We start from the raw sequence: 18,692 nt of genomic DNA, 5'->3' as shown, positions 1-18,692 counted from the left end.
AGCTCCACCGCCGTGGGCCGAGCCGTCGTGGCCACGGCGAACGCGCGCGGAACACCGATACCGGCCGAACCGGGCGGCGCGAACACCGCGCTGGTGCCGCCCGACATCTTCGGAGGCCCCCACCATGGACCCCTCAGCCAGACCCCGGCACCTGCTCCCGGCAGCGCTCGTCCTCGCCCTGGCCGCGCTGCTCGCCCTGCGGCACCTGGGTGACGATCCACTGGGCGGTGACCTTCGGCCAGGACATGTGGACCTGGGGCTACAAGGTCGCCGACCACGAGACCGGCCACACCTTCGGCCTGCCCGACCTCTACGCCTTCAACGGCGACCTGGACCAGTACGTCGGCGGCTGGGACCTCATGGGGAGGATCTCCGGCCCCGCCCCGTCCTACTTCGGCTGGGAGGCCTGGAAGTTCGGCTGGATCACCGACAGCCAGGTGTCCTGTCTGGACACGGCGAACACCTACGCCACCACCCTGACCGGACTGGAGTACGGCGGGAACGGCCACCGGCTGGCTGTCATCAGGACCGGCGCCACCACCGCCTACGTCGCCGAGTCCCGCAAGGTCGCCTACAACGACTCCAACGCCTGCGCCACCGGTGTCCTCATCTACGAGGTCGACACCTCCACCACCACTGGCAACGGGCCGATCCAGGTGGTCACCAACCCCAACGCCGCCGCACCCACCGGGAACTGCACCGCGCTGGACATGCAGACCTGGCAGCCCGGCCAGTGGTTCCAGGACGACACGGCCCGCATCCGGATCCACGTCAACGCCTCCGACGCGTCCACCGACACCGTCTGGACCTACAAAGTGGTGACCGCGTAGCGCCGGAACGGTATATGAGCGGTGCGGCCGACACGACATCGCATCGACCGCACCACCACGGTGCCGCGCCGCACGGGTCATGCCGGGGCCGGCGCCGTGGCTCCCTGGCGCTCAAGCCAGCTCCGGTAGACCGCGCTGCGAGCGGCTGCCGTCCAGTACGCCTCGGTGACGGTCTGCACGAGCGAAGGACGCAGCGACGCCAGCGGTCCCTCCTCGTGCCAGGCGAGCACATGCCGGTACCAGAGCGGATTGCCGACGATCGGCCGTACGGCGAGGCCCGGCACCTCCTCGAAGGTGGCCTGGCAGAAGCTCACCGCGTGGCCGCTGCGGACGAGGTCCAGGACGAGCCGACCTTCCACCTCGTGGACGACACGAAGGCGACGGCCCAGGACGAGCAAGGTCCTGGACCAGTACTCACGGATCCGGTCGTTGTCCGGCCGAGGAGCGGCCCAGTCCTCGCCTTCGAGATCCTCCAGCGCAACCTCCTCCAGCGCCGCAAGCGGATGAGCCGCGGGCAGCGCCACGAAAAGCGGTTCGGTGGCTATCGGTTCGCCGGCGACCCCTGCGGGGAGCGCAAGCTCGTACCCGGGGCTGTCGCCCACCACGGCCGCTTCGAGCCGGCCGCCCGCGACGGCCTCGACGAGCGGGACGGGGCACCCCTGCCCCCGCGTACTGATCTCGGCCTCCGGATGGTGCGACCTGATCGCGGTGATCAACCCGCCGAGTAGCGGAGCGTTGACGGAGCCGAGCCGGAAACGATGCTGTGACCAGCCCGCCTGCGGGGCGAGAGTGGCGACCTCCAGCAGTTCGTCGACGGTCGGCAGCACCGCCCGTGCCCGGCTGAGGACCTCCTCCCCGAATGCGGTCGGAATGACGCCCGACTGCGCGCGGCTGAACAGCTCCCCTCCGAGCGCCCGCTCGATCCGCGCCAGCTGCGCACTGACGCCGGGCTGGGTCAGCCGCAACGACGCGGCGGCCCGCGTCAGACTGCCGCAGTCCGCGATGCTGCAGATGATCCGGAGGTGCCGGAATTCGAGCTCCATGGCGAGATGGTATGGAGATCAAGCCCACTTCAACAGATGCTTGGCGGTAACGGACCAGCCACCGCCGGTCTGCGCCGGCCTGCTCGCGTCGGCCGTTGCACGGGCCCGCCCGGCGGCGACCCGGGCCGCCATCGCGGGCACCGCCGTCGGCGCAGCGGTCCTACGGCTGCCTCAGCGCACCGTGCCGCCGTTGGACGCCCACCGAGCCGGGGTAACGGGCGAAGTGGCGGAGCATCAGGTCCAACAGCGAGCCGCCGCCATCGGCCGGGTGGGCCGGCCTCCGAGTTCAACCCGAGCGTGAGACGCGTCACATCTCCTTGTCGTACGTGTGATGGTTTGTTTACATTTCCTCTCGTTCGTCCCCACACGAACCCCACTCTCCGGAACGCCGAATCCTGTCGCCGGGCCGAGCGGGCACGCGCAACACCAGCATCACGGCAGGAGCGGGGGAACCACAGGTAAGTCGCGCTGCCCGGACTGGTCCGGGCAGCGCTAGGGGTGAGGTCGCGCTTGGCGCGGCCGGGCAACTCCAGCCCGAACCCGACAGCTCACCTCGTAGGCGTGGGAGAGGAAACACCGCATGTCTGCGAACAGCCGATTCGGCCTGTCCAGCCCGATCGCCCGCCGGTTCAAGGGCGCCGTCGCCGCCGCCGTCATGGCCGGCGTCACCATCGCCGTCCCCGTCGTCTCCGCCGGCTCGGCGGAAGCCGCCACCGCCAACAGCCCCGCCGCCCTGCAGAAGCTGGCCGCGCAGATCGTGCCGGCCAACCAGCTGGCCTCGTTCGACCAGATCATCTCTCATGAGAGCGGCTGGAGGGTCAACGCCACCAACCCCAGCTCCGGCTCCTACGGTCTGCCGCAGGCCCTTCCCGCCAGCAAGATGGCGTCGGCGGGATCCGACTGGCGAACCAACCCCAGCACCCAGCTGCGCTGGGCGCTGAAGTACATGAACGGCCGCTACGGCAGCCCGAACCAGGCGTGGGTCTTCTGGCAGAACCACCACTGGTACTGATCCTCGTGGCCGCAGGGTCGTGTCATCTGCCGCAGCGGGGCCTTCTGCGGCTCCCCTCCGCCCCTGACGCGTAACGCGGCGGCCTGGTGGCTGGTCGCCCCGTCCTCGGTCGGCCGAACAACACGGGTCCGGCCCCACCATTCATGCCGCGGGGCCGGTCCCGGACGCCCTCGTCCTTCCCCGCCACCTGGCAAGGCGGGCCCCGCTCCGGCCGGGCCCGACGCTGTCTGCGGTCGGCGGCCCCTGGTGCAGTCGCCGGCCATGGGCGCCTACGGCAACCGGGACCGGGCCGAGCCGCTGTCCCGGTCCCGGCGCTCGTCATCCAGGGCGAATCGGATTTCCTCTTGCCGTGGTGATGACGAGCCGGGCGGCGATGTCGCGTGGGCTCGTCTCCTGGCTGCGCAGGTGGACGGCCATGGAGTGCGTGGCGCCGTCGACGCTGCGGCCCCTTCCGTAGCGGCTCGGCCGGGCGCCGTACGCCCCGCCGCTCGTTTCGCATAAGCGCTTCTTCGGAGTTCCGAATCCCCGCTTCTGAAACCCTCATCGTGAGTAACATTGCACTCACGCTGTGAAATTTCACAGCCTGAAGGACATCTCGAGATCGATAACGATAGAATAACGGTGGACTAGACCAATTGTCCCGATGTTCACCAAGTCGCGCTCGTGCGGCGCCTGTTGGCTCATGAATCCTCGCCCTCTATGCGCGTAGCCGCAAGGCGTCCCGGACTCCTCCGTTCCGGTTTTGAAGCGGCTCTGCCAGACTCCCCCGCATTCGGTTTCACCTAACGGGGAGTGAGATCTGACGCATGAGCAGACACCGCAGGAAATCACGCCGATGGGCCATGGCGGCAACCGCCGCCGTGCTGGCCGGTGCGGCCGCGCTGGGTATCGGCGCCGTGGCCCAGGCGGGCCTGGTCAAGGGAACCGTCATCGGGGGGCAGGGGAACTACAGCACCGTCAACGAGCGGGTGCTTCCCTCGCTCTCGGCCAGGGTCTCCGGTCAAGCCGCGCCGGGCGACCGCATCCCGATGATCTGCCGGACGACGGGGGACACCGTCGAGAACGACAACCGCTGGATCTGGTCCGGCGGCTACTACATCGCCGACGCCTTCATCAGTGAGGACACCGGGAACCTGCCGCTCTGCGGCTCCACCCGGCCCACCAGCTGGACGGCGCTCGACATCACCATGCAGAAGCAGGTCCAGGACGAGTGGTGCTGGGACGCCTCCGGCCTGACGGTCGCCACCTACTGGGGTTACAACCAGTACAACCAGTACGACTTCTGCCGCCTCGCCCAGCAGGGCCGTTGGCTGGACTGCAACGACCGGCCCGCCACGCTCGACGACATGGCCAACGGCCTGTCCGCCATGGGCTTCCGCAACAGCGGCTACGACCTGAACCGCAACGCCTCGTTCAGCGAGGTCACCAACGAGATAGCCAACGGGCGGCCGTTCGCGGTGCGCATCGGCTGGACCTCGGGCGGCGGGCACATGAACGTCATCTACGGCTACGACAGCACCAGCAACATGATCGCCGTGGGCGATCCGTGGCCCAGCACGCAGACGTACACCTGGTGGAACTTCAACACCTACGTCAGCAACGGCTCGTTCCAGTGGACCCACTCGCGGGTCGGCATCCACGCGTGAGGAGACAACCAACCATGAGGACACTGAAGGCGGTTGCCCTCACCGCCGCCGCGCTCGTGAGCGTCGGCGCCGCCACCACGACAGCCCGGGCCGACAGCGGGAGCGACGTCCCCGACTACGGCGCCGCCCGGCAGGTGCTGCGCTCCGGCCAGACGCACGACACCGTCTCCCGCTTCCTCGGCGCCGCGAGGACCGCGGTCTCGCCCGGCGGCGGTCCCGGCACCGGGACCGGTGCCGACGGCGGCAGTGCGGGCGGTCGGCCGAACACCCCGAACGCGGTGGCCGCGCCACCGTCGTTCGAGCTCAAGGACCCGGTTCCGATGTACGAGCTGTCGGTGGACTTCGTGACGGGCAAGGCCCAGCCGACACCGCAGAACGCGCTCAGGCTGTCCTACCTCGCTTCGCGGGTGAGCGCGGCCGACGGCCACCAGGCCGCCGTCCTGCTCGCCCCGCCGGGCAACGGCGGGGGCTGGCGGCTCGCCGGCATCCGGGACGGCGACAACGAGCTCACGCTCGCCGAACGGGCCACGGCCGGTGCCCGCACCTTCACCGAGCCGCAGATCCACGCCTGGTACCGCCTCACCGCGAGCGCCGACGTCGAACCGCTCAACACCGAGGCCACCACGGGTCTCGGCGGCAAACAGAGCCTCCCGCTGGCCGCCTACCAGAAGCTGGTGACCGGCCGGTACGCGGACAAGCTCCCCGGGTCCGGCTACGACCGCAACGGGCTCGCCGGAGGGTTCGGTCTGTTCGACGGTACGGGGTCCGCGGCCGGGCCCACGGCCGGATCCGCGGCCGGGACGCCGCCCCAGGCCCAGCCCGAAGCGCGAGCCGGGACGCAGACACCGACGACCTCGTCGGACTCCGCCTCGGCCGAGCAGTCGCCCCCGCCGTCCTGGCAGCTGCCGGCGCTCGGAGCCGCGGTGCTGGCCGCCGGCGCCGCCGGCTTCGGCCTTCGCCGTCGCCGCCGCGCCGCAGCGACGGACTGACGCCCCGAACGGTGACACACGAGGCACCGGGCGGCGGACGCACGCCCCGGACGCCCGGTGCCTCGACAGCCGTCCCGGCCGAACCCGCCTGCCGGTGGCACGAACCGCCACGGTCGTACGGCTCGGTGTGGCACCTGACCAAGTCCTCGTCGGTCGGGGCGTACTCCCGGCGGCAGGTTGGCGTGGTGCACGTCGTCATCGTCGTCGCGCGTCATGGGGAGCGTGGCAGGAGTCGGCCGAGCCGCAGTGGCGACAATCCGGCGGTCGGCCATCGTGCCGCAGCGACCGTTCCGGGCCTCCGCGGGCACCGCGTGTCGGTCCGCGGTCGAGCCTGGGGGAGTCGACTCCAGGTCCGCCGCTCGCTGGTTGGGCGCATCGGACGGTGGGGCCAGGGGCCACGGATGCCGCGGGCTGCCCGCCGTCAACCGCTTCCGCGAACGGCCGTTGGCGGCGACCGAGCCCCGACACCAGGGAGGTGGCCCCGGTGCACCGCGCACCGGGGCCACCTCCGTCAAGGACGTCAGCGGGCGGCGCCCTCCGGCCGGGCCCGGCGGCGGCCGGCCTGCCAGACGTACACCAGGATCCCGGCGAACAGGAACAGCACGCCCTGGTAGACGGCCGCGTACCCGGCGCCGGCGAGCAGCCAGAGGGAGAAGGCGAAGGCGCCGAGGCCGAGGACGGCGTCGCGCACCAGGTGGCCGCCGTCGACCCGGTCGGTGGCGCCGCGGACCAGCCAGTACAACTGGGCGGCGGTGGACAGCAGGTAGGGAACGACGGCGGTGAAGGTGGTGACCAGCACCAGCATGTCGAACGCACCCTTGGCGCCGCTGGCGAAGTTGGCGACGGTCAGCACCGAGGCCAGGGCGACGCTGACGACCACGCCGAAGGTCGGCACGCCGCGCTTCTCCTTGCCGAAGGCGGCCGGGAACAGGCCGTCCCTGGCGGCCGCGTACGGCGCCTGGGCGGCCAGCAGGGTCCAGCCGTTGAGCGCGCCGGTCATCGAGATCAGCGCGGCGACGGCGATCACCGTGCCGCCCCAGGTGCCGCCGAACATGGCGTTCATGGCGTCCGAGAACGGCGCGCTGGAGGTGACCAGCCGCTGGTGCGCGACGGTTCCGAACACCGCGAGCGTGCCCAGCAGGTAGACCACCGCGGCGCCGCTGGTGCCGAGCACGCTGGCCCGGCCGACGTTGCGCTCGGGGTCGCGGACCTGCCCGGCGCTCATCGCGGCCGACTCCACGCCCAGGTAGCTGAACAGCAGGATCGCCGCGGCGGCCGTCATGCCGCCCATCCAGCCCTGGCCGTTGCCGTCGAAGGGCCCGATGTTCTTCGGGTCGAAGAAGAACAGTCCGCCCACCGAGACCAGCAGCAGGGGGATGAACTTCAGGACGGTGGAGACGAGTTGGACCGCCCCGACGAACCGGGTGCCGGCCAGGTTGGCCAGCGCGGGCAGCCACTGGAAGGCCAGCGCGGCGGTGATCTCCAGCACGCGGTTGTGGCCGATCGGCACCAGCACGTCCAGGTAGCCGACGGCGGCCACGGCGAGCGCGGCGTTGCTGACCCAGGTGGTGATCCAGTAGGACCAGGCCGACAGGAACCCGGCGAAGTCCCCGAAGGCCTCGCGGGCGTAGACGTACGGCCCACCGGTGCGCGGGTTGCGGCGGGCGAGCTGCCCGAAGACCAGCGCCAGCGCGATCGCGCCCACGGTGAGGACGACGAAGGCGAGCAGGCTGACCGTCCCGAACGGCGCCACGGCGGCCGGGATCATGAAGATGCCGCCGCCGATGACGTTGCCCATCACCAGCGCGGTGGCGGTCGCCAGCCCGAAGCGGCGGCCCTTCGCGGGAGCGGGGCCGGGAGCCGGGGCGGGATCGGGGGTGACCGGGTCCGGGTCTGCCGGGCCGCTCGGTCGGGTCGCCTGCCGGGTCGCGGCGGGGCTGGTCTGCATGAGGGTGGTGCGCCTTTCGTGGTCCTGCTCGTGCTCGGTGGAGCGACCGTTCATGCTCGGACCGGGCGGTACCTTGCGCCAAATCGGCGGGATTTGTTCATCCAGCCCGGCGGATCACCGCAAGACTTGCGGTCGCACGCCGGTCGGACGGGCACTCGTCCGGCGCACTCCGAGAGGCCGTTCGACCCGGAACGACGGCGTACGACCGCTTTCGTCCGGCGCGTTCCTCCGGCCGGGGGAGATGTGTCACCCGGATGCCCCAGCCCGGTTGCGGCGCGCGCCGCGGTTGCGCGTTCGTGTGCCAGCCTTGGCGCGGCGCCTCCCGGTGAGGCGTCGCCCGGCCCGTCGATTCGGCTCGAACTGGCCGTCCGGGGGCCCGGGTTGAGGACCAGAGAGACGAACCAAAAGGACATCAGATGTCGCTTCGTGGGAACATCCGCAAGCTCGCCGTGATCGTTGCCGTGGCCGGTGCCGTCGTGGCGGTCCCGACCTCGGCGATGGCGGGGGGCCACACGCCGATGCAGTCGCAGGAGTCCAGCCAGAGCCTGGAGTCCGGCTCCGCGGGCGTCGGCCTGTTCGGCCCGCACGCCAACTGGTTCAACTTCCACGAGCACAGCGACAGCGAGAGCGACTGCGGCTGCTGATCCCCACCCGCACCCCGAGCCCGGAGGCCGCCCGTCGGCCCCCGGGCTCGGTGCTGCCCGCCCGCCCCGGGGCCGCCGCCGCGGTGCCAGGAGCGGTCTCAGGCCGGAACGGCCGCCCGCTCGCGCAGCTCCCGCAGCACCGCGATGTCCATCGCGTGCCCGGTGCCGTCCCCGCCGTGCTTGCGGTCCGGGGTCTCCACCAGCAGCGGCACCCCGGCCGTCTCGGGGTGCTCGAACAGCTCGCGGAACGGCTCCGCGCCGATCATCCCGGCGCCGATGTTGGCGTGCCGGTCCTTGCGGGCTCCGACCACGTCCTCCGAGTCGTTCGCGTGGATCAGTCGCAGCCGGCCCGGGCCGGCCGCCGAGGCCAGGGCGTCCAGCGCGGCCGTCACCCCGCCGGGCACGGCCAGGTCGTGCCCGGCGGCGAAGGCGTGGCAGGTGTCCAGGCAGACGCCCACCCTGGGGTGCCCGTCCAGCGCCTCCAGGTACTCGGCCAGCTGCTCCAGCCGCGAGCAGAGTGAGCTGCCCTGGCCGGCGGTCGGTTCCAGCAGCAGCCAGGGCGCGTCGTCGCCGAGCGCGTCCAGCTCGTCCAGCAGCGGCCGGACGTCGGCGCGCACCTGCGCCATCGCCTCGGCCCGGCGCGAGCCGCCGCCGGGGGCCGTGCCGACGGCCGAGCCGGTGTGCAGCACGACACCGAGCGCGCCGATCGCGTGGCCGCGGTGCAGCGAGTGCCGCAGTGAGTCGGCCGAGCGCTCCCGGGTGGCCGGATTGTCCGAGCCGAAGTTGATCAGGTACGGCGCGTGCACCCAGGCCGGAATGCCCTGCTCGGCACAGGCCGCGCGGAACGCCTCGTCCTGCGCCGGACTGCCGGCCGGAGTGGCCCAGCCGCGCGGATTGGCCACGAACACCTGTACGGTCTCGGCGCCGACCTTCTCCGCGTACGCCAGGCCCGTCCCGGCCAGGCCGCGGCCGGCCACCGGGACGTGGGCCCCGATCGGGTTGCGGCGGGCGGTGGCGGGCGGTACGGGCGCGGTGCTCATGCCCCCGAGGATGCCACGGGCCGGGGCGGCGACGGCGCGCGGGCCCGTCGTCCAGCCGGACGGGCACGCCACGCCGGGCCGTCCTCCCGGCGGCCGACGCCCCGTCAGTCCGGTAGCCCAGCCCTGGTGGCGGCCCCCCCGGGGCGCCCGTACCGTCGACTCGGCCGTACTCACCTTCCGTCACCACCCGCACACGGCGGGTCGGACGGGCTCCCCGAACAACTCGACGACCGTCCCACCAGTCCCACCAGCCCCACCGTGCGCCGAAAGACAGGTCACCACTCATGTCCATGTGTCGGGTCCATCACCTCGCCGCGGCCACCGCAGCCGCCACCGCCCTGACCACTGCCCTCGCCACCCTGGCCGTCGCACCCGCGGCCCACGCCGCCGGCGGCACCCTGCGCCTCGTCCAGCCGGGAGATTCGGTCCAGCAGGCCGTCGACGCCGCCAAGCCCGGCGACACCGTCCAACTGCTCCCGGGCACCTACCGCGGCAGCGTCCGCATCACCACCCCCGGCCTCACCCTGCGCGGCTCCGGACCGGCCAGCGTGATCACCCCCGGGACCGGCACCGAGAACGCCTGCGCCACCGCCGGGCACGGCGTCTGCGTGGTCGGCACCGAGGCGGCCCCGCTGTCCGACGTCACCGTCGAGGCCCTCGCCGTCACCGGCTTCACCAAGAACGGCATCGACGCCAGCGGCACCACCGGCCTGACCGTCCTCGCCACCTACGTCCACGACAACGGGCAGCAGGGCATCAGCCAGGAGATGTCCACCAAGGCCGCCATCCTCGGCAACCGCGCCACCGGCAACGGCCAGTCCGGTGTCTTCCTCGCCAACTACGCCTACCGCGAGGGCGGCGCGCCCGACACCGGGGGCACCGTCGTCGAGGGCAACGAGCTCAGCGGGAACCGGGTCGGCGTCACCGTGCGCCGGCTGCGCGCGCTGACCGTCCAGGGCAACGAGATCAGCGGCAACTGCGCCGGCGTCTTCGTGGTCGGCGACGAGGGAGTGCCCCGCGCCGGGGACCTCGAGGTCCGGAAGAACCGGGTGGTCGCCAACAACAAGTTCTGCCCGGCCAACCCCCGCCTCGGCGCCATCCAGGGCGCCGGCATCGTGCTCACCGGGACCGAGGACACCCGGGTCACCGGGAACGAGGTCCACGACAACGTCGGCAGCACGGACTTCTCCGGCGGCATCGTCCTGTTCAAGAGCGTCGTCGGCATCCCCAACACCCGGGCGACCGTCACGAACAACAAGCTGAGCGGCAACAGCCCCGCCGACCTCGCCGACCGCGACACCGGCACCGCCAACACCTTCACCCGCAACACGTGCGCGGTCTCCGAGCCGTCCGGCCGTTGCTGACGCCCCCGATCGGGAAGGACCACCCATGACCACCGCCCCCGTCAACCCCACCGCCCAGGCCGCGATGCGGCTGCGCGAGCTCGTCTTCGGCGCGGCCTGCGCCGCCGCCGTCCGCGCGGCCGCCCGGCTCGGCGTCGCCGACCTCCTCGACGAGACCCCGGTCAGCGTCACCGACCTCGCCGCCAGGCTCGACATCGAACCACGCCAGCTGCGCCGCCTGCTGCGCGCGCTCACCTGCTACGGGCTCTTCGCCGAGACCGGCGACGACCAGTTCGAGCACACCGAGATGTCCCGCCTGCTGCGCGAGGACGCCCCCAACTCCCTGCGACACATCGCCCTCTGGTGCACCGAGCCGTGGACCTGGGAGGCCTGGCCGAAGCTGGACGAGGCGGTGCGCTCCGGGCGCAACGTCTTCCCCGAGCTCTTCGGCAAGGAGTTCTTCGACTACCTGCACACCGACGCCGGCGACTCGGCGAAGGTCTTCGACAAGGCGATGACCACCTCCAGCCGCCAGTCCGCCAAGGACTTCGCCGAGTACCTGGACCTCACCGGCATCGACTCGGTGGCCGACATCGGCGGCGGCCAGGGCCACGTGCTGGCCAGCCTGCTGGAGAAGCACCCGGCCCTGCACGGCACCCTGCTCGACCTCCCCAAGGTCGTCGCCGGCGCCGACCCCCGGCTGCAGGAGGGCGGCGCCTTCTCCGCCCGCGCCCGCCTCGTCCCGGGCGACTGCCGCATCGAGATCCCGGTCCGCGCCGACCTCTACATCATCAAGAACATCCTGGAGTGGGACGACGACAGCACCCGCCGCACCCTCGCCAACGTGGTCGCCGTGGCCCGCCCCGGCGCCCGGGTCGTGGTGGTGGAGAACCTGGTCGACAACAGCCCGTCGATGCGGTTCACCACCGCCATGGACCTGATGCTGATGCTCAACGTCGGCGGCGCCAAGCACTCCGAGGAGAGCATGGTCCAGCTGATGGAGGAGGCCGGCCTCGACGTCGTCGCCGTCCGCCCGGTCAACCCCTACCTGCACGCCTTCGAGGCCACCGTCCGGGGCTGACCCCGGCCCGCGCCCACCGGGGGCTTACGAGAACACACGACGGCCGCTGCTCCCCGAACCACGGGGGAGCAGCGGCCGTCGTCCGTCGTCGGCGTCAGGCCTTGTGCGAGGACTCCAGGTGGGCGAAGACCACCACGTTGTCCAGGTAGTCCCGCCGCTTCTTGTCGTACGCGCCGCCGCAGGTGATCAGCCGCAGCTGGGCGTCAGGGGTCTTGCCGTACACCTTCTGGTCGGGGAAGGCGTCCTTGGCGAAGGTCTGCACCGAGTCGACGTTGAACACCGCCACGGTGCCGTCCTCGCGGCTCACCTCGACCTTGTTGCCCGGAACCAGCAGGCTCAGCAGCAGGAACACCGCCGGGCCCTTGGTGGTGTCCACGTGCCCGGCGACCACCGCGCTGCCGCGCTCGCCGGGGGTGACGCCGTCCCGGTACCAGCCGACCAGGTTCTTGTTGTCCGGCGGCGGGGGGTTGAGCTGGCCGGCCGGGTTGAGGGTGAGCTCGGTGAAGGGCGCCTCCACGCCGATCTGCGGGATCCGCAGCCGGGTCGGTTTGGAGCGCTTGAGTGCCGGTGCGCCCGGGATCGCGGCGGGCGCCGCCGGCCTGGCGGTGGGCGCCGCCGGCTTGGCGGCGGTGGCCGACGGGACCGGCACGGCGGGTGCGACGGCCGTCGGGGGAGCGGCCTTCCCCGCGATCGAACCGGGGCCCGGCCCGGTGTCCACCGCGTTGTAGATCAGCAGCAGGCCGGCCGCCGCCGTGGCCATCCCGCCGCGCAGCAGCCGGGTCATTCCGGAGCCGGGACCGCCAGTCATTCCTGTCCTCCGCTCGACGTCTTCGTCAGGTGCCTGTTCCGCAACGGCCCGCCGCCCCCGTGCGCCCCGCCCCGGCCGGGGGAGGCGCCCAGAGGCGGCGGTAGTAGGCGTCAGACCGCAGCGGCGCCGGACGCGCGACGCCCGCGGCGCAGCGCGTACGCGCCGGCCCCGAGGCCGCCGATCAGCAGCACGGCACCGGAGGCGAGGCCACCGCCGGACAGCGCCGTACCGCCGCCGCCGGTGTGCACGCCGCCGTGCGGGCTGCGCCCCTCACCCCGGCCCTCGTTGCCGCGGCCCTCGTTGCCCCGGCCCTCGCGGCCTTCGTTGCCGCGGCCTTCGTGGCCGCGGCCCTCGTCACCGCGGCCTTCGTTGCCGCGGCCTTCGTTGCCGCGGCCTTCGTTGCCGCGGCCCTCGTTGCCGCGGCCCTCGTTGCCCCGGCCCTCGTGGCCTTCGTGGCCACGGCCCTCGTCGCCGCGGCCTTCGTTGCCCCGGCCTTCGTTGCCGCGGCCCTCGTCGCCCCTGTCGGACTTCTCCTGCCAGCTGAGGTTCCTGGCCTGGTCCGAGGAGGAGCCGTCGGCGAAGGCCATGGGGGCGCCGACGGTGAGGAGGGCGGCGACGGCCGCTCCGGCGACTAGCGTGCGTGCAGAACGCATGAGATCGATCCTTTCGACGCGCTGACCGCGACCGCCGGCAGGATGCCGGTCGTGGGACTCGCGGGAAGTGGCGTCTGATCCACCGTCAACCACGGCGTGGCCGCCTGCCACCTGAGAGTGGCGGCACTGGCACGGAAAGTGACCCCTTCGGGTGGAGTCCTGCGTGTGTTCACCCGAGTGCCTCGGCGATCCGGGTGAAAACGCGCTGGTGTCGGGCGACAGGTGCGGGCGCAAGGGCGACCGGATGGTAGGTGTTGGCGCACGGGTGACGCGCCCGCGCGCCAAGGCGGTGCGTGCGGGTACCAGGGCGCGAACATGGGCCCGCCCCCGGCGCACGGCCGGGGGCGGGCCCAGACGGGACCGGGGTCAGCGGTCCCAGCGGTAGAACTCTCGTGCCATCGCGTCCTTCGGCTCCCTCCAGGTGGCCGGGTCGTAGGCCTGGACGAAGGCGGTCAGGCGGTCGCTGACGGTCCGGAACTCCGGGTGGCCGAGGACCTTGGCGACGGCCGGGCCCGGCGGGCGGTCGGCCTCGATCAGGTGCAGGTAGACGTCGCCGAACTGGAAGAGGCTGCGCCCGGTGACGCCGATCAGGTGCGGCAGTTCGCCCCGGTCCGAGTCGGCGAACACCTCGGCGATGTCCGGGGCGGCCTCGGGCTTCATCCGGGCGACGATCAGGGCGCGGTGGGTCCCGGTCACTGCTCGGCCGCCCGCTTCTCGACCTTCTCGCGGATCAGCTGCATCTGGATCCGGGAGTTCCTGTTGATGTGCTCGACCATGCCGTCGTCGTCCACCGGTGCGGTCGGCTTCATCGCGAAGTCCTGGATCCAGCGCATCCTGGTGCCGGCCGGGACCTCCGCGTACTCCCAGCGGATCTCCATGAACTCGAACGGGCCGGGCTCGACCCGGCGGGCCTCGACCGCGAGCGAGGAGCGGTCGGTGGTGCGCTCGGAGACCCAGCTCCACACCTTGCCGTTCTCGTCGGGGTGCATGGTGAGCCGGAACCGCACCCGGTCGCCGTCGCGCTCCAGCACCTCGACCGAGGCGTACTCGCTGAACAGCTCGGGCCAGTTCTCCAGGTCGTTGGTCATCTCCCAGACCAGGTCGAGCGGAGCGTTGATGACGATCTCGTTGTCCGTGTGTCCGGGCATCTCAGGCGCCTGCCTTCGCGGAAAGGGAGCCGTTGACCAGCTCCAGGAACTCGGCCGGGGTCTTGGCGGACTCGGCGCCGGAGGTGACCTTGAGGCCGTGGCGGTTCTCCAACTCGCCGACGACGCCGAGCAGCCCGAGCGAGTCGACGCCGAACTCGTCGAACTGGGCGCCCGGCTTCTCGAGGTCGTCGGGGGTGACGGTGACGCCGGCCCGGGCCTGGAGCAGGGCGGCCAGCTCGGGATAACTGAGGTTGTGGCTCACGGGATTCCCTTCGGAGGTACAGCGGATCGGGGGTGCGGGGGATTCAGGGCCGCTCCCCGCGCCGGAGCACCAGCGCGGAGTTGGAGCCCATCAGCCCGCGGCTGAGCACCAGCGCGGTGCGCAGCTCGGCCGGGCGGGCGCGGCCGGTCACCAGAGCGAGGTCGTGGCAGACCTCGGTGACGTTGGGGGTGGGCGGCAGGACGCCGTCCTCCATGGCCAGTACGGCGGCCGTCACGTCCAGTACCGGGGCGCCGCAGTAGGCCCTGCCCGTGCCGGACTTGGGTGCGGTGACCGGGACGCGCTCGGCGACCGGGCCGAGCGCGTCGGCCAGCGCCAGGGCCTCGGCCCGGTCGGCGGAGGGGACGCCGAGGGCGTCCGCGAAGACCACGTCGATCTCCTCCGGCGCGATCCGGGCCTCGTCCAGCGCCGTCCGGATCGCGGCGGCCAGCCCCTCCCGGGACTCCTTCCAGCGGGAGGCGCCGGTGAAGGTGGCGCCGTGCCCGGCCAGGTGCGCCCGGACGTCGGCGCCGCGCCGCCGGGCCGCCTGCTCGTCCTCCAGCAGCAGCATCGCGCCGCCCTCGGCGGGGGCGAAGCCGCAGGCCTGCGCGGTGAACGGCAGGTAGGCCGTCTCCGGCCGGTCGGACAGGCTCAGCTCGGGGTAGCCGAGCTGGCAGACCATGGAGTACGGCGCCAGCGGAGCCTCGGCGGCGCCGACCACCACGGCGTCGGTGCCGCGCTCGACCGACCGGGCGGCGTGGGCGAGGGCGTCCAGGCCGCCGGCCTCGTCGCTGGCGACCACGCCGCACGGGCCCTTGTAGCCGCCGCGGATCGAGATCTGGCCGGTGCTGGCCGCGTAGAACCAGGCGATGGACTGGTACGGGCCGACGAACCGCGGTCCCTGGCCCCAGAGTTGCTGGAGCTCGCGCTGGCCGAACTCGCCGCCGCCGGAGCCGGCCGCGGTCACCACGCCGACCGCGTAGGGCTGTTCCGGGTCGGGCCGGAACCCGGCGTCCGCCACCGCCAGGTCGGCGGCCGCCATCGCGTAGTGGGTGAAGCGGTCGGTCTGTACGAGGAAGCGGCTGTCGATCACCGAATGCGGATCGAAATCGCGCACCTCGCCCGCGATCTTGAGCGGCATGTCGGTGCAGCCCTCGCGGGATATCCGGTCGAGGACGCTCACGCCCTGCCTGGTGGCCTTCCAGAAGGCGTCGGCACCGACACCGTTCGGCGCCACCACGCCGAGGCCGGTGACCACCGCCCGGCGTCCCTGCTGACGTGACGTCATGACATTCACCCCGTTCTGTTGAGAACGACGGCGGACTGGAATCCGCCGAATCCGCTGCCGACCGAGAGGATGTGGCGCAGCGGCAGCTCGCGCGCGGTGCGCGGCACGTAGTCGAGATCGCACTCCGGGTCCGGAGTCTCGTAGTTGGCGGTGGGCGGCACCACGCCGTGGGCCAGCGCCAGGGTGCAGGCGACCACCTCGATCGCGCCGATCGCGCCGAGCGAGTGCCCGACCATCGACTTGATCGAGCTCATCGGCGTGTCGAAGGCGTGGTCGCCCAGCGAGCGCTTGACCGCGGCGGTCTCGTGCCGGTCGTTCTGCTTGGTGCCCGAGCCGTGCGCGTTGACGTAGTCGACGTCGGTGCGGTTGACCTGGGCGTGATCGAGCGCATGGTCGATCGCCCGGGACATCTCCAGCCCCTCCTTGGTGAGGCCGGTCATGTGGTAGGCGTTGCCGAAGGTGGCGAAGCCGCCGATCTCGCCGTAGATCCGGGCGCCGCGGCGGCGGGCGTGCTCCAGCTCCTCCAGCACCAGGACGGCGCCGCCCTCGCCGAGGACGAAGCCGTCCCGGTGGGCGTCGAAGGGGCGGGAGGCGTGCTCCGGGTCGTCGTTGCGCTCGCTGGTGGCCTTGATGGCGTCGAAGCAGGCGACGGTGATCGGCGAGATCGGGGAGTCGGAGGCGCCGGCGACGCAGATGTCGGCGCGCCCCTCCTCGACCGCCTGGAAGCCGTAGCCGATCGCGTCCAGACCGGAGGTGCAGCCGGTGGAGACGGTCTGCACCGGGCCCTGCGCGCCGACCCGCTCGGCCACCGCGGAGGCCAGCGTGCTGGGCGCGAAGGCCCGGTGCAGCTGCGGCTCGGCCTGCCGGTGGTCCACGTCCCAGCGTGCGCCGGTGGCGCTGACCAGGGCGTAGTCGTGCTCCAGCCGGGTGGTGCCGCCGACGGCGGTGCCGAGCGAGACGGCGATCCGCCACGGGTCCTCGGTGGCCAGGTCCAGCCCGGCGTCGGCGACCGCCTCGGCGGCCGCGACCATCGCGAACTGCACGTAGCGGTCAGCCCGTTGGACGTCCTCGGGGCTCAGCCCGTGGGCCTGCGGGTCGAAGTCGCACTCGGCCGCGATCCGGGAGCGGAACCCGGTCGGGTCGAAGAGCGTGATGCCCCGGGTGGCGGTGCGGCCGGCCGTCAGGAGGTCCCAGAAGGCCGGGATCCCGATCCCTCCGGGCGCGACCACACCGATCCCCGTGACGGCGACGCGCCGCGTCACGAGCCCACCTTGGCGTGTTCCGGCGGGCCGGCGGTGGCGGACTCCTCGGTGCTCACGTGGCCGAGGTCGGGGCGGGGGGCGAGCGGGCCGCAGTGGAAGACCATCCGGGCCTCGGTCTTGCCGACGTTGCGGAAGCGGTGGCGCATGTTGATCGGGATCATCAGGCCCTGGTCCGGCTTGAGCGGGTGCGCCTTCCCGTCGAGGTCGACCTCCAGGTCGCCGGAGACGACGAACACGAACTCCTCGGAGTACGGGTGGTAGTGCTCGTTGATCCGCTCCCCGGGCTTGATGATGGCCAGGCCCATGAAGCCGCTGGTCGCCCCGCAGCTGGGAGGGGTGAGCATGGTGCGCAGCTCGGCGCCGTGGCGGCGGTTCTCCGGGGCCTCGTCGACGTTGATGATCCTCGGGTACTTCGTGGTCATGATGGTGTTCCTCCAGTGGATCGTCTGGGCGTCAGTCGCTCAGCGAGCTGCGGTCGGTGACCGGGCTCATGGCGCGGGCGGCGAGGAAGGCGCTCAGGCCGGCGACGGTGCGCAGGTCGCCGGCGGGGCCGAGGTCCAGCAGCTGGGCCAGTTCGGCCGCCTCCTGTGCGCCCGCCACGCCGAGCGCGGCGGCCGGGTCGGCCTCGGCCGGCACCCGCAGGTCGACCAGGCGCACCACGGTGTCGTCGCGCTGGAAGACGGTGGCCGCCGCGACCGGGCCGGTCGGGTCGGCGGTGGCGAGGTTGTCGTGGTCGAAGAGCAGCTCGGCGACGGCCTGCCCGCGGCCCGGGCGCACCGGGTAGAGCACGGCGTGCCGGTGCAGCCGGCCCGAGGTGGGGGAGCTGGCGATCGCCTGGTGCCGGGCGGGCAGCGCCGCCTTGGCGAAGAAGGCGCGGGCGGACTGCGGGTCGCCGAACTGCCGGGCCTCCTCCAGGTACGGGTTGAGCTCCTCCTCGACCGCCCGCACCTCGGGCTGCATCGAGACGTGGCGCAGCGCGTCGCCCAGGTTGCCGACCACCTCGACGGCCCGCACCACCCGGTTGCCGTGCATGAACAGCGAGGTGCGGTGCAGCCGGGTGTGCTCGTCGACCTCGGCCTTGGGGGAGGCGTAGGCGGACAGGATGCGGGCGACCTCGGCCTCGCTGCCGGGCTTGACGGTGAAGGTCAGCGCGTGGCGCACGATGCCGTCCGGGCCCGGCTCGGCCCTGGGCGGGCCGACGTGTCCGGCGGGCTCGCTGCGCGGCAGGCCCGGCGGCACCTCCATCGGGGCCCGGCTGCCGGTGGAGCCGGCCGCCGAGGTCTGGCGCAGGACGGCGTAGCGCAGCGAACGGAAGTTGTCGCTGACGCACCCGTGCATCGGCTTGACCATCTCGCGGTGGGCGGGGCTGTCCACCCACTCCAGGAAGGTCTCCTGGTCCTCCCACTCGCTGGTGATGAGCCACTGGCGGGGGTCGTTGATGGACTGGCACAGCTGGTCGCTGACGTGGCCGGGCACCGCGGCCACCTGGTGGCGCAGCTGCTCGTAGACGTCGAGGAAACGCTGCTGGGCGCCGTCCTGGATCTCCAGCATCAGCACCACCCTCAGCCGGGTGTCGGAGTCTTCGTGCTGCTTCGGCTGCGGTTCGGACAGAGTTGTCATGATCCACTTTCTGCTCTCGGCCGCTCGCGGCGGGCCCTTGCCGGCCGCGTCCGGCGGGTGCTCCCGGCCTGGGGGGAG

The 18,692-nt window shown here is 72.5% G+C and carries 19 protein-coding genes and 1 riboswitch; of the genes, 7 read left to right on the top strand and 12 right to left on the bottom strand.

The annotated features are described in order from the left end of the window. The first annotated feature begins 227 nt into the window (after positions 1-227). Entirely contained in the window at positions 228-830 is a 603-nt protein-coding gene (locus HS99_RS07445; RefSeq protein WP_050366403.1) for a metallopeptidase domain-containing protein, read from the top strand. 77 nt (positions 831-907) lie between these two features. Here HS99_RS07445 and HS99_RS07440 read toward each other — a convergent pair whose 3' ends face one another. Further along, entirely contained in the window at positions 908-1,873 is a 966-nt protein-coding gene (locus HS99_RS07440; RefSeq protein WP_030287724.1) for a LysR family transcriptional regulator, read from the bottom strand. Between the two features lie 414 nt (positions 1,874-2,287). Beyond that, a riboswitch (cyclic di-AMP (ydaO/yuaA leader) is annotated at positions 2,288-2,450 on the top strand. Between the two features lie 3 nt (positions 2,451-2,453). On the opposite strand from HS99_RS07440, the gene HS99_RS07435 reads away from it, so the two are divergent. From HS99_RS07435 to HS99_RS07425, 3 genes are all read left to right on the top strand, one after another. Beyond that, on the top strand, positions 2,454-2,885 hold the full coding sequence (locus HS99_RS07435) for an aggregation-promoting factor C-terminal-like domain-containing protein (protein ID WP_030287723.1): 432 nt from the start codon (positions 2,454-2,456) through the stop codon (positions 2,883-2,885). A gap of 842 nt (positions 2,886-3,727) precedes the next feature. Beyond that, positions 3,728-4,531: a papain-like cysteine protease family protein gene (locus HS99_RS07430; RefSeq protein WP_050366402.1), complete on the top strand. Its 804-nt coding sequence runs from the start codon at positions 3,728-3,730 to the stop codon at positions 4,529-4,531. Between the two features lie 14 nt (positions 4,532-4,545). Beyond that, the gene (locus HS99_RS07425) at positions 4,546-5,520 is read left to right on the top strand and encodes a hypothetical protein (protein WP_050366401.1); all 975 of its coding nucleotides are present in this window, start codon (positions 4,546-4,548) and stop codon (positions 5,518-5,520) included. A gap of 520 nt (positions 5,521-6,040) precedes the next feature. Here HS99_RS07425 and HS99_RS07420 read toward each other — a convergent pair. After that, entirely contained in the window at positions 6,041-7,468 is a 1,428-nt protein-coding gene (locus HS99_RS07420; protein WP_030554507.1) for an amino acid permease, read from the bottom strand. Between the two features lie 416 nt (positions 7,469-7,884). Here HS99_RS07420 and HS99_RS07415 point away from each other — a divergent pair, with 416 nt between their 5' ends. Continuing rightward, positions 7,885-8,112 (top strand): hypothetical protein, encoded by a 228-nt coding sequence (locus tag HS99_RS07415; protein WP_030287715.1) that lies wholly within the window; start codon positions 7,885-7,887, stop codon positions 8,110-8,112. Between the two features lie 98 nt (positions 8,113-8,210). Here the strand turns inward: HS99_RS07415 and HS99_RS07410 are convergent, their stop codons facing one another. Further along, the gene (locus HS99_RS07410) at positions 8,211-9,152 is read right to left on the bottom strand and encodes a deoxyribonuclease IV (protein WP_030287713.1); all 942 of its coding nucleotides are present in this window, start codon (positions 9,150-9,152) and stop codon (positions 8,211-8,213) included. A gap of 290 nt (positions 9,153-9,442) precedes the next feature. Here HS99_RS07410 and HS99_RS07405 point away from each other — a divergent pair, with 290 nt between their 5' ends. Next, a complete protein-coding gene (locus HS99_RS07405) occupies positions 9,443-10,516 on the top strand; it encodes a right-handed parallel beta-helix repeat-containing protein (RefSeq protein ID WP_030287710.1) in 1,074 nt (357 codons plus the stop codon). 25 nt (positions 10,517-10,541) lie between these two features. Beyond that, positions 10,542-11,576, top strand: coding sequence for a methyltransferase (locus tag HS99_RS07400; RefSeq protein WP_030287708.1), 1,035 nt, complete (start codon positions 10,542-10,544; stop codon positions 11,574-11,576). Positions 11,577-11,670: 94 nt separating this feature from the next. On the opposite strand, the gene HS99_RS07395 is transcribed toward HS99_RS07400, so the two are convergent. The 9 genes from HS99_RS07395 to HS99_RS07355 all read right to left on the bottom strand — a co-directional run bounded on the left by HS99_RS07395 (position 11,671) and on the right by HS99_RS07355 (position 18,614). Next, on the bottom strand, positions 11,671-12,384 hold the full coding sequence (locus HS99_RS07395) for a class F sortase (RefSeq protein ID WP_046386239.1): 714 nt from the start codon (positions 12,382-12,384) through the stop codon (positions 11,671-11,673). Positions 12,385-12,494: 110 nt separating this feature from the next. Continuing rightward, entirely contained in the window at positions 12,495-13,037 is a 543-nt protein-coding gene (locus HS99_RS07390; protein ID WP_030554502.1) for a hypothetical protein, read from the bottom strand. Positions 13,038-13,403: 366 nt separating this feature from the next. Beyond that, a complete protein-coding gene (locus tag HS99_RS07385; RefSeq protein ID WP_223885896.1) occupies positions 13,404-13,733 on the bottom strand; it encodes a TcmI family type II polyketide cyclase in 330 nt (109 codons plus the stop codon). Further along, the gene (locus HS99_RS07380) at positions 13,730-14,185 is read right to left on the bottom strand and encodes an SRPBCC family protein (RefSeq protein WP_030287699.1); all 456 of its coding nucleotides are present in this window, start codon (positions 14,183-14,185) and stop codon (positions 13,730-13,732) included. The genes HS99_RS07385 and HS99_RS07380 overlap by 4 nt, the downstream gene beginning before the upstream one ends. 1 nt (position 14,186) lies before the next feature. Further along, complete coding sequence (locus tag HS99_RS07375; RefSeq protein ID WP_030287696.1) at positions 14,187-14,447, bottom strand: acyl carrier protein; 261 nt, start codon at positions 14,445-14,447, stop codon at positions 14,187-14,189. A 43-nt stretch (positions 14,448-14,490) separates the two neighbouring features. After that, positions 14,491-15,732: a beta-ketoacyl synthase N-terminal-like domain-containing protein gene (locus HS99_RS07370; RefSeq protein ID WP_030287694.1), complete on the bottom strand. Its 1,242-nt coding sequence runs from the start codon at positions 15,730-15,732 to the stop codon at positions 14,491-14,493. A 5-nt stretch (positions 15,733-15,737) separates the two neighbouring features. Beyond that, positions 15,738-16,994: a beta-ketoacyl-[acyl-carrier-protein] synthase family protein gene (locus tag HS99_RS07365; protein WP_030287692.1), complete on the bottom strand. Its 1,257-nt coding sequence runs from the start codon at positions 16,992-16,994 to the stop codon at positions 15,738-15,740. After that, positions 16,991-17,416 (bottom strand): cupin domain-containing protein, encoded by a 426-nt coding sequence (locus HS99_RS07360; RefSeq protein WP_030287686.1) that lies wholly within the window; start codon positions 17,414-17,416, stop codon positions 16,991-16,993. The genes HS99_RS07365 and HS99_RS07360 overlap by 4 nt, the downstream gene beginning before the upstream one ends. A gap of 31 nt (positions 17,417-17,447) precedes the next feature. Next, the gene (locus HS99_RS07355) at positions 17,448-18,614 is read right to left on the bottom strand and encodes a SchA/CurD-like domain-containing protein (RefSeq protein WP_030287683.1); all 1,167 of its coding nucleotides are present in this window, start codon (positions 18,612-18,614) and stop codon (positions 17,448-17,450) included. Positions 18,615-18,692: the final 78 nt, after the last annotated feature.

It is taken from the genome of Kitasatospora aureofaciens (assembly GCF_001188955.3).
GTDB lineage: Bacteria > Actinomycetota > Actinomycetes > Streptomycetales > Streptomycetaceae > Kitasatospora > Kitasatospora aureofaciens.
Note: the sequence above shows the minus strand (reverse complement) of the source record. Positions and strands in the feature narration are given on the sequence as shown.